Source organism: Adhaeribacter swui, assembly GCF_014217805.1.
In the GTDB taxonomy this organism is placed as follows: Bacteria; Bacteroidota; Bacteroidia; order Cytophagales; family Hymenobacteraceae; genus Adhaeribacter; species Adhaeribacter swui.
This window is the reverse complement of the sequence record NZ_CP055156.1, coordinates 495,894-510,750: the sequence shown is the minus strand read 5'-3', so window position 1 is coordinate 510,750 and position 14,857 is coordinate 495,894. Positions and strand designations below refer to the sequence as shown.

Below are 14,857 nucleotides of genomic sequence, written 5' to 3'. Positions count from 1 at the left end.
AATGAGACACGGTAAAAAAATAAATCATTTAGGCAGAACATCGGCTCATCGTAAGTCAATGTTGTCTAACATGGCATCGTCATTGATCCTGCATAAACGGGTATCTACAACAGTTGCTAAAGCAAAAGCGCTACGTAAATATGTAGAACCTTTATTAACAAAATCTAAAAGTGATACTACTCACTCCAGAAGAACAATTTTCTCATACTTGCAAAACAAAGATTCTGTAAAAGAATTGTTTGATCAAGTTTCCAGCAAAATTGCAAATCGTCCGGGAGGGTACACCCGTATTCTTAAAACTGGCAATCGGTTAGGGGATAATGCGGATATGTGTATTATTGAGTTAGTAGATTATAACGAAGCAATGTTAGGTGCTTCTGGTGTTGCTTCCGAGTCAAAAACCAGAACTAGAAGAAGAGGTGGTAAGAAGAAAGATAATGCATCTGTTGCTTCTACTACTAATGATGCTTCTACAACAACTAACAATACCGATGCCCCTGTTGCAACTAACGAAGAAGTTTAATAAAGTGATTTTAACTAATTCATAAATTTTTAAAAGGGATATGATTTACTTCATATCCCTTTTTTATTTTTGAGAAAAATTTAGTCTATGAAAGAGAAGAAAGCAGTTGATGCTATTTTATTATTGGCGGATGGTACGCAATGGCACGGAAAAAGCTTAGGGTGCATTGGTACTAATTCAGGTGAATTATGCTTTAACACCGGCATGACAGGATATCAAGAAATTTTTACGGATCCTTCTTATTACGGGCAAATTGTTATAACTACAGTTTCGCACGTAGGAAATTATGGTGTTCTTAACAGAGAAGTTGAATCAGAACAAATTCAAATTAAAGGATTAGTTTGTAAAGAGTTTTCTGATTTTTTCTCCCGTCAATCGGCTGAGGGTTCTTTACAAGAGTATTTTGAAAAAGCAGGCATAGTAGGTATATGCGAGATTGACACCCGAGAACTGGTGCGTCATATACGACACAAAGGTGCTATGAACGCCATTATATCTTCGGAAATTTCGGATGTTGAAGTTTTAAAAGAAAAGTTAAATGCCACTCCATCCATGCATGGACTGGAACTTGCTTCACAGGTAAGTACTTCAGAAGAATATACTTTAAAACCGGAGAATCCTGAATTTAAAGTAGCGATTTTGGACTTAGGAGTTAAGAAAAATATTATTCACAACTTAGTTAGCCGGGGATGTGAGTGTAAAGTTTTTCCGTTTGATACTTCGTTTGAAGAGATGGAAGCTTGGGGGCCTAATGGTTACTTTATTTCTAATGGCCCAGGCGACCCTGCGGCAACTACCATGGCAGTGGAAAGCGTAAACCGGATTTTGGAACGGGACAGACCTTTATTTGGCATTTGCATGGGGCATCAAGTTTTGGCTCAAGCTAATGGCATTGCCACATATAAAATGCATAACGGTCACCGGGGCTTAAATCATCCGGTAAAAAACTTAATAACCGGCAAATGCGAAGTTACTTCGCAAAACCACGGGTTTGCCGTAGATGCCGAAGCCATCAAAAATAACGAGAATGTAGAGGTAACTCACATTAATTTAAATGATGGAACCATTGAAGGTATCCGTATAAAAGGTAAAAAAGCATTTTCTGTTCAATACCATCCTGAGTCCTCGCCTGGGCCACACGATTCTAATTACCTTTTTGATAATTTCATTCAATTACTTAAAAATGGTTAATATACTTCTAAGTTATTTACCACTTTATTGCTAGTATTGCATTTAATATTGTTCTTAGTTTAATTTAACCAGTTATAAAAGATGACTTTAATTTCAAGCGTAAAAGCACGTCAGATTTTCGATTCAAGAGGTAATCCTACGGTAGAAGTAGATGTAATCACAGATAATGGATATATCGGTCGTGCAGCAGTTCCATCAGGAGCTTCTACCGGTAAGCACGAAGCTGTTGAGTTACGGGATGGTGATAAATCGCAGTACATGGGTAAGGGCGTTTTAAACGCTGTGCGGAATGTTAACGATATAATTGCTGATGAAATAATTGGCGAAAATGTATTTGAGCAAAATAAGCTCGATACTATCATGTTAGAATTAGATGGTACTTCTAACAAAGGAAAACTAGGAGCTAATGCCATACTGGGCGTTTCTTTAGCCATTGCTCGGGCTGCGGCCGAGGCATTGGGGATGCCACTGTATCGTTACGTGGGTGGAGTAAATGCCAATACGTTACCAGTTCCTATGATGAATATCTTGAACGGTGGAAGCCATGCAGATAATTCAATAGATTTTCAGGAATTTATGATTATGCCCGTTGGAGCAAGCAGCTTTACCGAAGCGATGCGCTGGGGTTCTGAGATTTTCCATAATTTAAAAAATGTACTGCACAAACAAGGCTTATCTACCAACGTGGGCGATGAAGGAGGATTTGCTCCTAACATTAAATCCAACGAAGATGCCATTAAAGTAGTATTGCAGGCCATTGAAGCAGCCGGTCGGAAACCTGGCGACGAAGTAATGATTGCGATGGATGCTGCTGCTTCTGAGTTTTATGATGCCTCTACTGGCCAATACCACTTCAAAAAATCTACAGGAGATAAACTTACTTCTTCTGAAATGGTTAGTTTCTGGACAGATTGGAGTAAAAAATATCCGATTATCTCTATTGAAGATGGTATGGATGAAGATGACTGGACTGGCTGGAAATCATTAACGGAATCGATTGGCAACCAAGTACAATTAGTAGGCGACGATTTATTTGTAACAAACGTAAACCGGTTGCAAAGAGGAATTGATGAGAAAATAGCTAATGCTATTTTAATTAAAGTAAATCAGATTGGTACGTTAACCGAGACCATAAATGCTATTAACCTGGGCCGCAGAAATGGGTACAAGAGCATTATGAGTCACCGCTCTGGCGAAACGGAAGATAATACCATTGCCGATTTAGCGGTTGCTTTAAATACCGGTCAGATTAAAACAGGTTCTGCTTCACGTTCCGATCGGATGGCTAAATACAACCAATTACTACGCATAGAAGAAGAACTGGGAGAAACTGCTTACTTCCCGGGTAAAAAAATGTAATTTTTTAAAAATTCAGATTAGCAGGACGGTAAATATTTGTTTTACCGTCCTGTTATTTTTTTATATTTGATATATGCGGATACGGGTGCCTAGATTTGTCAGAAGCTTTTACTTTATATCTACAGTAACATTTTTAGTGTGGATGTTTTTTTTTGATTCCAATGATTTTGTGACTCAATATCAGATGAGCAAAAAGTTGAATGATTTAGAAACTGATAAAGAATATTACTTGCAGAAAATAGCCGAAGTACAAAAAGATCGGACGGAACTCATGAGTAATCCGGAGCTTCTGGAAAAATATGCGCGGGAAAAATATTACATGAAACGCCCTACAGAAGAAGTATTTATTCTGGTAAAGAAAAAACCGGAGAAAAAATAAACCTAGTATATGAAGAAAGCCCTGTAGTTAACAGGGCTTTTTTTATAGCGTTTACTTCTTTAGAAAATCTGAAAATCATAAATTTTTAAAAAAGGGCATTTTTTAGCAGCATAAATTCGTTACTTTTTAAAGCTTTTAATGCCGGAGTTTTACTGTGCTAATTTAAACCTCCAAAAGTAGTACATGAACTTTGCAGCATAAAACTGCGTTTAGTACATATAATATCAAAATTGTACAACCTGTTAATTGCAAGATTACAGGACTTTTGCGTTTAATAACGTAAAAAGAGTGTGGTACTATTAGAGAAATCATTTTTCTCTTAATAAAACAGAAAAAGAAATGGTACAGGAAAATAAAGGTATTATCCGGAAAGTAAAAAAAGGGAATCGTCGCATCAGGCGTATTATTCCGTTTTTAGCGCCTTTTTTCTTTGCGCATTTTTCGCTGCCAGCCGGTAGTAATAATCATGATACTAAAACTCAGAAAACACATTTATCGGCGGCTACTTCCGAGGCAATCCGGTTTGCGGCTTTTCAGGTAGATGTTTATAAATTATACGAAGAGATTGGTTTAGAGCAAAGTGGTTTATCTCTGGATGTTTTTAACGAAGCTCTGCTGGGGTATATTAACTTGAAAGCGCAAGGCCAATTATCCGATAAAAAGTTATTAACCGTAGTAGATTTTAATAAACCGTCTACGGAGAAACGCCTTTGGGTAATTGATTTAGCTGCTAAAAAAGTACTTTTTAATTCGTTGGTGGCTCATGGTAAAAATTCCGGCGATAACATAGCCCAGGAATTTGACAATACCGTAAGTTCCGAGAAAAGTAGTTTAGGTTTTTACGTAACCCAAAATATTTATTACGGTAAGCACGGTAAATCGTTAAAACTGGTTGGTAAAGATAAAGATTTTAATACCAATGCTCTGGAGCGTTGCGTGGTTATGCACGGTGCCGATTATGTAAGCGATAATTTTATTGCGCAGCATGGGCGCTTAGGCCGCAGCCAAGGTTGCCCGGCTCTGCCTATGGAAAATTACTCAAAGATTATTGATGAGGTAAAAGATAAAACCTGTCTTTTTATTCACGCGGATAAAAAAGATTACAATTCGGATTATTTGGATGCGGAATCGGCTTTAGCTTATTACACGCAATCCGGAAACACAATTATATAAGTTCTGGAAATTAAAAATTTTAAAAAAGCCCTTCTTTAATAGAAGGGCTTTTTTGTTTAGCTTAAAAGCTTAATGAAAAACGTTGGGCTAAACTTTGTAAATCTTTAATTACGGGGTCTAACAAAGGAATACCTTCTTGCAGCCGTTTAGCAGAGGTAAGTCTTTCGGGATCACCGGGAATAAGTACTGGCTGATCGCTGGATTTTGATTTAGAGTTGCGGAAGGTGGTAATCCAATTATCCATGTGCGTTTTAAACTCACTGGCTGGCCGGAAAGCATCAATACGTATAGCGCCAAAAAAATGACCAATGCCTTCGCCTACCAAATTGGGGGCTACCGGCAGAAAGCTAACAAAAGGCGGTACCCAGGGGCCATAATTAGCGCCCGATAATACCGCCGAGAAAATATCGACTGTGGCACCTAAACAGTAGCCTTTGTGACTTCCCGTATCGCCACCAAGTGGTACTAGGGCACCACCTGCTTTTAATTCGTTTGGGTTAGTTGACATATTTCCTTGGGCATCCTGAATCCAGCCGGTTGGCGCTTCCTGATTTTTCCGTTGCAAAATTTCGAGTTTACCGTTAGCGGCGGTAGTAGTAGCAAAATCGGCTACAAATGCGGGCTGCTCCTGGGCCGGAATGGCTACAGCAATGGGGTTAGTACCTAATAAACGTTCTAAAGAGTTTGTAGGGGCTACTAAAGGGCTGGCGTTCGTCATTGCAATGCCAATCATATCGTGCGGTAAAGCTTTCATGGCGTGGTAACCAGCAATACCAAAATGATTTGAATTTTTAACGGCAACCCAACCGGTACCCGCCACTTGTGCTTTTTGAATAGCCAAATCCATGGCTTTAGGAGCTACAACTAATCCAAGGCCACTATCCCCATCTATCACGGCGGTACTGGGAGTTTCGTGAACGGTTTTTATGGAAGGAGTAGCATTAATTCGATTACTTTCCCAAAGGCGTACGTAACCGATTAGCCGGGCTACGCCATGCGAATCAATGCCCCGCAAATCAGCGGAAAGTAATACTTCCGTGGCTAAGTCAGCATCCTCTTTCGGGCACCCGATGCTTTCGAAAATATTTTTAGTAAATGTGAAGAGCTTTTGATACGAATACATATTTAAAAATTCCTGAAGGTTAGAATAAACCCTGCATAAGGTTTATAAAAAAATTATTACCTAACGGCAGCAAAGGTATTAGCTTTTAATTTAACTTAAACAAAAAAGGCCACCCCTCGTATGGGCGGCCTTTTTAAATATTTACATTTTACTTTAACCACTTAACTTCCGGTTCAGGTTTTCTTCTGTTTCTAATACATCTACATCCTGATCTATTACTTCTTTTTGTTTCAGTAATTCCTGCATTAAAGCTGGTATGCACCGGTGCAAGGCATCTTCAATAGATGGCATCAAACGGATTCTGGAACTTTGTAAAACAGAGTTTTTTGGCCGGTAAGCCGGTAAATGAAATACACTTACGGGCTGTTCCTGAATTACCACGTTTTTTAACAAAGCTACATTTGCCACTAATCTGGCTAACTCGGCCCAGGTATAAGAACCCTGGTTGGTTAGGTGCCAAATGCCATTTGCGCGATCAATCAATAAATCTAAGGCAGTATGTACCAAATCTGGCACGTAGGTAGCTGTTATTTTTACATCATTAGCCGCAACAAAAGGTGCTCCTTGCAAAAACGATTTTAAAGCAAAATAAACAAAATTATAGCGGTCCCAACTGCTGAAGAAGGCACTGGTTCTGATAATTAAAGCATCGGGCAAAATTTTTAAAATTCTACTTTCGGCGAGGGCTTTGCTATTGCCGTATACATTCCGGGGGGTAGGCGTATCTTCTTCAGTATAAGGTTCTGCTTTTTCGCCGTCAAAAACCAAATCCGAAGAAAAAGTTAAAAATTGAATGTTCTTTTCCCGGCAGACTTCTGCCAGAATAACCGGACCTTTGGTGTTCTCGCGGTAGCATTTTTCCGGATCTTTTTCGGCATCATCTACCCGAACATAACCTGCGGTATTTATAACTGCCCATGGATTATACTGCGAAATAGCAGCTTCTACCGATGCTGGGTTGGCTATATCTAATTGTTTCCGGGTTAATGATACATAAGATAATCCACGATCCCGGCAAATTCGGGCAAAAGCTTTTGCCAGGGTACCAGTACCTCCGGTAATGAGTAAAGGGCGTTGATTTTTATCCAGAATTGGTTTGTGCGTAGGCTTGGCTATATACTTTTCGCCATGCGAGTAAGCATAACGTTCTTCCCGATCCCACCAGCCTTTGTGTTGTAACACATCGTGGTGATACTTACCCGTATTACTTAAGCTTTGCAGCATAGGAACCAAAGCCGTTGGCCAAGGCTGATCACCAATCCGTAAATCAAATATGCCGTTTTCGTAAAAGCCGTTATTGCGGGTAAGTAATGAGTTCCAGTCGTAAGAGCCCAGTAAGGCCCAGGCAGTAACAGCCAGGCAGTTTACCCCGGAATTTTTTAAATCTGTAGCTGTTTCCCAAACCTCCATAAACCAACGCATTTGTTCTTCGCGGGTGCATCCCAAATGCGCTTCGGTTATAGCTATGGGAGCCTGGTAGCGTTGCCAAACTTCCTGCAATAAGGTTTTAATGCCGGCCCGCTCTATTCCTTTTACCCGAACGGCTTCTACATCGGCGTATTTATGTCTGCCATTGCTGCCATGGGTGTGCAACGGAAACAAGGTCAAGTGTTCGTCTAAATAGCGTTCGCTGGTAATGTAATGATTGATACCAAAGATGTCGGGCGGTAAGGGCGTTTGCTCAAACTCTAGTAACTCCTCGGGAGTTGCTCCGGATTTTATTAAATATTTATATAGTTTATGCGCCGGAGTAACCTTACCACATAGCAAATCAAAACTTAACCAACGGCGTTCATTTTCAAAAGCAGCCTGGTAAGCTAATAAACTGGTACTATGGGTTTGGCCTAAATCTTCGGTTTGTATTAATTGGGCGTTCGGATTTACTTGTCGGATGGCCTGCATGGCCATTTTGGTACCCTTAAGCTGATTGAGCAACGCCCGGATAAATTCTTTATCGGAGGTGCCATGCGGATACCAGAGCCCATATAAGCCGCTAAAACGAGCCGTAGTAAGAGGCTCGTTTACGGGCGTATAGTAATTTGCCCACGGATAGCGTGCTGCTACCATGCCGGCATATTGCGCTAATAAAGGGGCAAAATTAGCATTGGTTAAATTGGTGTAAGCCGGACCACTACCATGATGTACCAATCCCAAAATAGGTTCAATGCGCAGTTCCTGCAAGCGGTGCAACCGTTCATCCGACCAAGACCAATCTGGCTGATCCAGGCTTTGCGGAGCCACATGCTCCCAAAGCACCGGATAGCGTAACTTTTTAATTCCTAAAGAAGCAAATAGGTCGAGATCAGAAATCCGATCGCGGTGACCATTTCTGCTTAACTGGTCGAAGAACTGTTCTCCTACCCGGTTACAACTACATTCAATTCCGCCCCATAAATCAATGATTGCCATTTTTACTGGAGATTTTGATAGCAGATCCATTCAAGGATTTTCCTTTGATTACGATCTTCTCAATTTCTGCAATAGCTTTATCTTCTTCGGTTTTCTCGGTTAACTTTTTATAAAGCGTTAAAGCCTGGGCCACTACTTGGTCCATGTTGTAGTATTTGTAAGTAGCTAAACGCCCTACAAAATGTACGTTCGGGGTTTGATCTGCTAATTTTTTGTATTTATTATACAACTCCGCGTTCTCGGGCCGCGGTACTGGGTAGTACGGATCGCCATCGGCTTGCGGATATTCGTAAACTACGCTGGTTTTTGGATGTTTTTGCCCGGTTAAGTATTTAAACTCTGTAATGCGGGTATAAGCATGCTCGTTCGGGTAATTTACTACCGCCGTTGGCAAGAAGGTTTCGGTGTTTAAAGTTTCGTGTTTAAAATCGAGCGAGCGGTAAGGTAGTTTACCAAATTTATAATCAAAATACTCGTCTACGGGCCCGGTAAAAATCATTTCTTTAAATGGAATTACATCAATAATTTCTTTGTAATCCGTGTTGAGCATAATTTTAATATTGGGATGCGCCAGCATTTTCTCGAACATAGCCGTAAAGCCATTTAATGGCATAGCCTGATAGGTATCGGTAAAATAACGGTTATCGCGATTGGTGCGGGTTGGTACCCGCGATGTTACGGACTTATCTAATTCCGATGGATCCATGCCCCACTGCTTGCGGGTATAATTCCGGAAGAATTTTTCGTATAACTCGCGGCCAACTTTGCTTACTACCACGTCTTCGGAGGTGCGTATTACGGGCACTTGCTCTGCTACCGACTCAAACCAATCTTCTAATTCAAAAGAAGTAAGATTTAAGCCGTATAATTTATTAATAGTATCCAGGTTAATGGGCATTGGTACTAACTGACCATCTACGCTGGCTAATACGCGGTGCTCATACGAACGCCATTCAGTAAACTGCGATAAATAGTCAAAAACATCTTTTGAATTCGTGTGAAAAATGTGCGGGCCGTATTTATGTACCAGAACTCCTTCTTCGTTGTAATGATCGAAGGCGTTGCCAGCAATATGCGGTCTTTTATCAATGATTAATACTTTTTTATTAGAACGGGTAGCAAGGCGTTCGGCCAATACACTTCCGGCAAAGCCAGCTCCAACAATAAGATAGTCGAACATATATTTTCTTAATTTAATAGTTTAACAATTAATGATATAAGTGAAAAGTAAGGAGCTTACTTTGTTTTTTCGGTTAAGGCAATCTGAATAAGGCTTACCATGTTTTGCCAGGTATGATCCCAGGATATATTGGCTAAAAAGGCATCTGTTTCGGCTAACCATTGTTTATCTTCCCGTTGTTGTAAGGCCTTCTCCAGGGCAGTTACAAACTCTTGGGCAGTAGAAGCAATGTGTACTAAGTTCTGATCGCCATAGGGCCGGATAACATCCCGTATGGGAGTAGAAACTACGGGTTTGCCACCTGCTAAATATTCCGGAGTTTTAGTTGGGCTGATAAACTTGGTTGATTCATTAATGGCAAAAGGCATGGTGGCTACATCCCAGGTGCTTAAATAGGCGGGTAGTTCTTTGTAATCTTTTCCGCCTAAATAATGGATATTCTCTGCCTGTGGCAAAATGGCCGGATCTATTTTTACTACCGGACCAATAATTACCCAGTGCCAATCCGGGCGTAAGGCAGCAACTTCGCGCAACAGTTCAATATCAAAGCGCTCATCTACTACCCCATAAAAACCAAATCGCGGATGCGGAATATTTTTCTGATCTTCTGGTTCCGGCATACCGGTGCGCGCTTGCGCAAAATGGGCTTTATCGATGCTGCTCGGGAAAGCATATACATCCGGGTGCTGTGTCCGTTTAGATTCGTAAATGCTATGGCCACCAGTAAATACCAGGTCAGCTTTTTTAAATAAATCTACTTCCAGCTCGCGCAAACGTGGCGAAGCGCCTTTAAAAGCCGATAACTCATCCATGCAGTCATATACGGTTAAGGCTGGTTGCAAATGGCCATATACTTCTAAAGCCATAGGCGTGTAATACCAGGCAATAAAACGATTAAGTTGCTGCTCTTTAATAAAATTGTTTACTAACTCTATTTGAATAGCGTCAGACTCCTGCGGCGTTAAACCATGCGGCAAGTGCGCTACTATAATGTGTACATTCGGGTCGCGAAGACTTACTTCTAAACGGGGTTTCGCGCCATCGTAAAAATAAGGTTCTTCAAAAAAGAACAACCGGGTGTGTTTTGCAAAACGCGAAAGCAAATGTTGTGGCCGTTGATACACAAAATCCCAACGCAAATGCGATAAACAAACAACATCGGGCATTGCTTGAATAAAGGACTCTAGGTTATCTGTAGCTGTAGGCGCAGTAGACTTAAGGTTAATAGTTTGGTTTTTTGCTTCAGGAGTCAAAGAACTGGTGTGGTCAGATTTTAGCATAGAGGTAACGTGCACTTATTTTATCATTTAAATAAATTTGAAATTTATTAAGAAATTTTCAACGAAAGCTTAGCAGCAACAAGGGTTTTAATTACATAACATCCATACGCAAGATTTTTTAAAAAGATGTTGCATATATTAAAAATAAACCTTAATGCCTGTGCTTTTAAGTAGAAAGACCGATTGTAAAATCCGTATTTTTTCTTTGTACTGAATTATTGATTATCAAATCGAAACAATAAAAAGTACAATTATTTTATAGAATTTAATTTGCTAATTTTGCAATAAAATAAGATGTGATTAAACCATATCTGGTAATACGTTTATAGTCAGCAGCAATGTAGAAGCTGATTATAAATAAATAGGATTGTTTGAAATGCTAAAAAAGAAAGGAAAATTTAAAATTATAAAATATTTACTTTTAGAAGAGAGGTGCCACGATTTTGGTGAAGGTGCGTTTAAAATGTTCTTATTAAATAAAGATTTTTTGAAATTCTATTAGATCTTGCCAACCCGACGCGGTTCTAATCCACTCCCGTCGCTGGCCTACCATCTGAAATCCGGCTTTTTTAAATAAACGTACACTGTTCTGGTTGGTACTAATTACGGAACAAAATACCTGGTGCAGCAAAAGTTTTTCCTGGCAATAATGCAACATTAAATTTAATGCTTCGGTAGCAAAGCCCTGTTGCCGGAAAGAGGGGGAAATTACAATACCAATGCCGGCCCGTTGGTGGGTAGGCTCAAAATCAAATAAATCTATAGCGCCCACCGCCTGGTGTTGTTGCGTGCAGATAAGTAAACGAAGCTGTTTAACAGTGTAAATATCTGCCGTAGCTTGATCTAAATAGTTTTGTAAAACGTGCCTGGCATACGGGGTAGTGGTATTGCTTACCAACCAAATAGAAGTATCGTTCTCTAAAGTATATAAAAAGTCAAGATCGTGGGGTTCTAAAGGTCGCAGGTAAATTTGTTCGCCGGTTAAAAACATGTTTCGCGTGCCATTTATACCTGAATAGTACCGGTAAAAACAGGCAGCGCCGGGCCAATAAGGTAAATATTAGTAAAACCGGTGGCGGTAGGCTCAAAAGATACCTGCAAATTACCCCCTAATGTACGAATGGCTACTGGACTGGTAGCGCCTTTAAAACTAGCTGCTAAAGCCGTAGCGGTTACCCCGGTGCCGCACGAAAAAGTTTCGTCTTCTACTCCACGTTCGTAAGTACGCACAAATAATTGCGGCTCAGATGGAAGCTGGGCAAAATTTACATTGGTGCCTTCGGTCTTAAACCGGTCGTTGTAGCGGATATTCTGACCTTCGGCAAACACGTTAAACTGCTCTAAAGCATCTACAAATTGTACGTAGTGCGGCGAGCCGGTATTTAAATAATAGTAGTCAGCACCAGTTTCAATGTGGTTTACATCGTTCATTTTTAAAGAAACCAGGCCTTTCTCATCGATGCTGGCATAATGGTCGCCGTCGGCTGCCAGAAAAAAAGCTTGATTGGTAATAACCCCTAACTGCCGCGCAAATTGTACGGTGCAGCGGCCGCCATTGCCGCACATAGAACCTGGGCGGCCATCGGCATTATAATATACCATTTCAAAATCGTAACCTTCGCGGTTTTGCAGTAAAATTAAACCATCGGCGCCAATACCCATCCGGCGTTCACAAAGCTTGGCAACTAAAGCGTAATTATCTGCTTCAAAAAACAATTCCCGATTATCAATCATGATAAAATCGTTGCCGGTGCCTTGGTATTTATAAAAAGTTACGTTCATGGTTCAGGTAAATTCTACTGCAAGTTTATTCTTTTCCGGTGAGGAATAGTAATGAAATTTTAAAAACAAGAGCTAAGTTAGGTAAAAACACAGGTTAAATTAAATAGTTTAGCTCCAGAGCAACTTGCATTTTTAAAATTTAGTCTTACCCGATAATTACTAATTTTGCCTTCCGGGTTACAATGTATTTGCCGTTTGCTACCAGGGTAACTAGGTTAAGGCTAACAACAAAAACTAACGCAGAAAAAGTAAATTTTAAAAAATTTAAACACTGTAAGCTGCCCCTAACTAAAAAATTAAGTATTTATTTACAAGCATGTATTCTTTTTTAACTACTTCTAACTGGTCCGACTACGAGCTGGTAGATTCCGGAAATTTTGAAAAACTGGAGCGGTTTGGCGATTATTACCTGGCGCGACCTGAACCGCAGGCCATTTGGGATAAAAATTTGCCGGCTTCGGAATGGGACAAGCGCGCACAAGCTATCTTTAAGCGCGAAAAAGGCAGTTCCGAAAAAGGGCAGTGGCAGCTACGGAAAGGCATGGCCGAGCAGTGGTTTATTAATTACGAATACCAGCAAATGAAATTACGGTTCCGGTTAGGTTTATCTTCTTTTAAACATGTGGGTTTATTCCCGGAACAAGACCCTAACTGGCAGTTTATTTATAACGCTACCCGGCAGCTTAACACCCAATCGCCTAAAATTTTAAATTTATTTGCTTATACCGGGGCCGCCTCTCTGGCCGCCAAAGCGGCCGGCGCCGATGTAACCCACCTCGATTCGGTAAAACAGGTGAACTACTGGGCGCGCGAAAACATGGAAGCCAGTAACTTAAATCAAATCCGGTGGATTGTAGAAGACGCTATGAAATTTGTGCGGCGCGAAGTAAAACGCGGCAATGTTTATCAAGGCTTAATTTTGGACCCGCCGGCTTATGGCCGCGGACCTAACGGCGAAAAATGGCAACTAGAAGATGAACTCAATGAATTAATTAAATTATGCGCCCAATTGTTAGATCCGCAGGATAACTTATTTTTAATAAATTTGTATTCATTAGGATTTTCCGGGTTAATTCTGGAAAACTTAATTACGCACAACTTTCAGAAACACGCTAAAAAGCAGCAAGAGGTAGGCGAAATTTACCTACAAGACCAAGGCCAGCGCAAACTGCCCTTGGGAACCTTTTACCGCTTTAGCACCGTTTTGTACAACAAAATAGAAACTAAATGAAAAGTCGCCGCCTTGCCCTGATTGATATGGGTACGAATACCTTCCATTTACTAATCTCAGAAATTAATTCTGTCGGAGAACCTGTTGCTTTAGTTAAGCTGAAAGAACCCGTTAAATTGGGGCAGGATGGTATAAGCCAGGGCGCTATTGCCCCCGATGCAATTGAACGGGCGCTGCAAACTTTAACTGCTTTTAAAACCGAGATAGAAAAGCACGAAGTACAGGAAATTAAGGCGGTAGCTACCAGTGCTGTCCGGAATGCGACGAACGGACCTAAGTTGGTGCAGGCTATCCGCGACCAGATTGGCATTGACGTGGACGTTATTTCGGGCGATCGCGAGGCCGAGTTAATTTATTACGGCGTTAAATCTGCTTTGGAAATTGGTTCCGAGCGTAGCTTGATTATTGATATTGGCGGTGGCAGCGTAGAATGTATTATCTGCGACGAAGAAAATATTTACTGGAAGCAAAGCTTTGAAATTGGTGCCCAACGTTTAATGGATAAGTTTTTTATTACCGATCCAATCTCTGCGGCCGATACCGAAGCCGAGATGGAGTTTCTGGAAAAAGCCCTGCAGCCATTAACGGAAGCCATAGAACAATATAAACCTTGTGTATTAATTGGTTCGTCGGGTACTTTTGACACCCTTTGTGATATTGATGTGCGCCGTAAAGGGCTAGACCGTTCGTGCGATCCGTGCACCGAAGCGGATTTAGCTTTATCGGACTTCTACGAAATCTACGATGATATTTTAAAGAAAACCCGTTCCGAGCGCTTAAAAATTCCGGGTATGGCAGAAATGCGGGTAGATATGATTGTAGTAGCTACCATATTAATTGATTTTGTTCTGGAAAATTTTGAAATATATAAAATCCGGGTTTCGTCTTACGCCTTAAAAGAGGGCTTGCTAAGCGAACAATTAAAATTAGTGGTAAAGTAATTACAGCACCTTTTTTACCTGAGTTGGAAAGTTTATCAGGCTCAGGTTTTTAATTTTTTAAAATTTGCCTGGTACCCTGACGAATAGTCAGACCAAAGCGGGTGAATTTAGATTAGTTGGAGGTAAAATTTAAAAAAGTGACATACCCACTCTTCGTTTTAGTAAAATAATTCAAAAATAGCCTGGTGTGTATTCTAAAGCAGATTTAATTACTTATTTACTGTCATTATTTTAAAATCCTGAATCAATTTTAAAAACCATCTGTAATAAAGTGAGTACCTAAATT

Annotated in this window: 13 protein-coding genes; 7 read left to right on the top strand and 6 right to left on the bottom strand. The window is 40.4% G+C overall.

Annotated elements, in window-relative coordinates; all coding sequences use genetic code 11:
• Position 1: 1 nt before the first annotated feature.
• The 5 genes from rplQ to HUW51_RS03175 all read left to right on the top strand — a co-directional run bounded on the left by rplQ (position 2) and on the right by HUW51_RS03175 (position 4,625).
• Positions 2 to 523, top strand: coding sequence for a 50S ribosomal protein L17 (gene rplQ, locus HUW51_RS03195; RefSeq protein ID WP_185272560.1), 522 nt, complete (start codon positions 2 to 4; stop codon positions 521 to 523).
• 87 nt (positions 524 to 610) lie between these two features.
• Positions 611 to 1,714 (top strand): glutamine-hydrolyzing carbamoyl-phosphate synthase small subunit, encoded by a 1,104-nt coding sequence (carA, locus tag HUW51_RS03190; RefSeq protein WP_185272559.1) that lies wholly within the window; start codon positions 611 to 613, stop codon positions 1,712 to 1,714.
• A gap of 81 nt (positions 1,715 to 1,795) precedes the next feature.
• Positions 1,796 to 3,073 carry a phosphopyruvate hydratase gene (eno, locus tag HUW51_RS03185; protein WP_185272558.1) on the top strand — a complete coding sequence of 426 codons (1,278 nt, stop codon included), beginning with the start codon at positions 1,796 to 1,798 and terminating at the stop codon, positions 3,071 to 3,073.
• 73 nt (positions 3,074 to 3,146) lie between these two features.
• Positions 3,147 to 3,452, top strand: a complete 306-nt coding sequence (locus HUW51_RS03180) for an FtsB family cell division protein (protein WP_185272557.1) — start codon at positions 3,147 to 3,149, stop codon at positions 3,450 to 3,452.
• Between the two features lie 339 nt (positions 3,453 to 3,791).
• Positions 3,792 to 4,625, top strand: coding sequence for a murein L,D-transpeptidase catalytic domain family protein (locus HUW51_RS03175; RefSeq protein WP_185272556.1), 834 nt, complete (start codon positions 3,792 to 3,794; stop codon positions 4,623 to 4,625).
• A 61-nt stretch (positions 4,626 to 4,686) separates the two neighbouring features.
• On the opposite strand, the gene HUW51_RS03170 is transcribed toward HUW51_RS03175, so the two are convergent.
• From HUW51_RS03170 to dapF, 6 genes are all read right to left on the bottom strand, one after another.
• Complete coding sequence (locus HUW51_RS03170) at positions 4,687 to 5,748, bottom strand: Ldh family oxidoreductase (protein WP_185272555.1); 1,062 nt, start codon at positions 5,746 to 5,748, stop codon at positions 4,687 to 4,689.
• 153 nt (positions 5,749 to 5,901) lie between these two features.
• Entirely contained in the window at positions 5,902 to 8,157 is a 2,256-nt protein-coding gene (locus HUW51_RS03165) for a family 1 glycosylhydrolase (protein ID WP_228466924.1), read from the bottom strand.
• Positions 8,144 to 9,337 carry a UDP-galactopyranose mutase gene (gene glf / locus HUW51_RS03160; RefSeq protein ID WP_185272553.1) on the bottom strand — a complete coding sequence of 398 codons (1,194 nt, stop codon included), beginning with the start codon at positions 9,335 to 9,337 and terminating at the stop codon, positions 8,144 to 8,146. Before glf ends, HUW51_RS03165 begins: the two co-directional genes overlap by 14 nt.
• A gap of 56 nt (positions 9,338 to 9,393) precedes the next feature.
• A complete protein-coding gene (locus HUW51_RS03155) occupies positions 9,394 to 10,617 on the bottom strand; it encodes a glycosyltransferase family 1 protein (RefSeq protein ID WP_185272552.1) in 1,224 nt (407 codons plus the stop codon).
• A 472-nt stretch (positions 10,618 to 11,089) separates the two neighbouring features.
• On the bottom strand, positions 11,090 to 11,608 hold the full coding sequence (locus tag HUW51_RS03150) for a GNAT family N-acetyltransferase (protein ID WP_185272551.1): 519 nt from the start codon (positions 11,606 to 11,608) through the stop codon (positions 11,090 to 11,092).
• A gap of 14 nt (positions 11,609 to 11,622) precedes the next feature.
• Entirely contained in the window at positions 11,623 to 12,399 is a 777-nt protein-coding gene (gene dapF, locus HUW51_RS03145) for a diaminopimelate epimerase (RefSeq protein WP_185272550.1), read from the bottom strand.
• Between the two features lie 316 nt (positions 12,400 to 12,715).
• Here dapF and HUW51_RS03140 point away from each other — a divergent pair, with 316 nt between their 5' ends.
• Positions 12,716 to 13,630, top strand: a complete 915-nt coding sequence (locus tag HUW51_RS03140) for a class I SAM-dependent methyltransferase (RefSeq protein ID WP_185272549.1) — start codon at positions 12,716 to 12,718, stop codon at positions 13,628 to 13,630.
• Positions 13,627 to 14,571 carry a Ppx/GppA phosphatase family protein gene (locus HUW51_RS03135; RefSeq protein WP_185272548.1) on the top strand — a complete coding sequence of 315 codons (945 nt, stop codon included), beginning with the start codon at positions 13,627 to 13,629 and terminating at the stop codon, positions 14,569 to 14,571. Before HUW51_RS03140 ends, HUW51_RS03135 begins: the two co-directional genes overlap by 4 nt.
• The last annotated feature ends 286 nt before the right edge of the window (positions 14,572 to 14,857 follow it).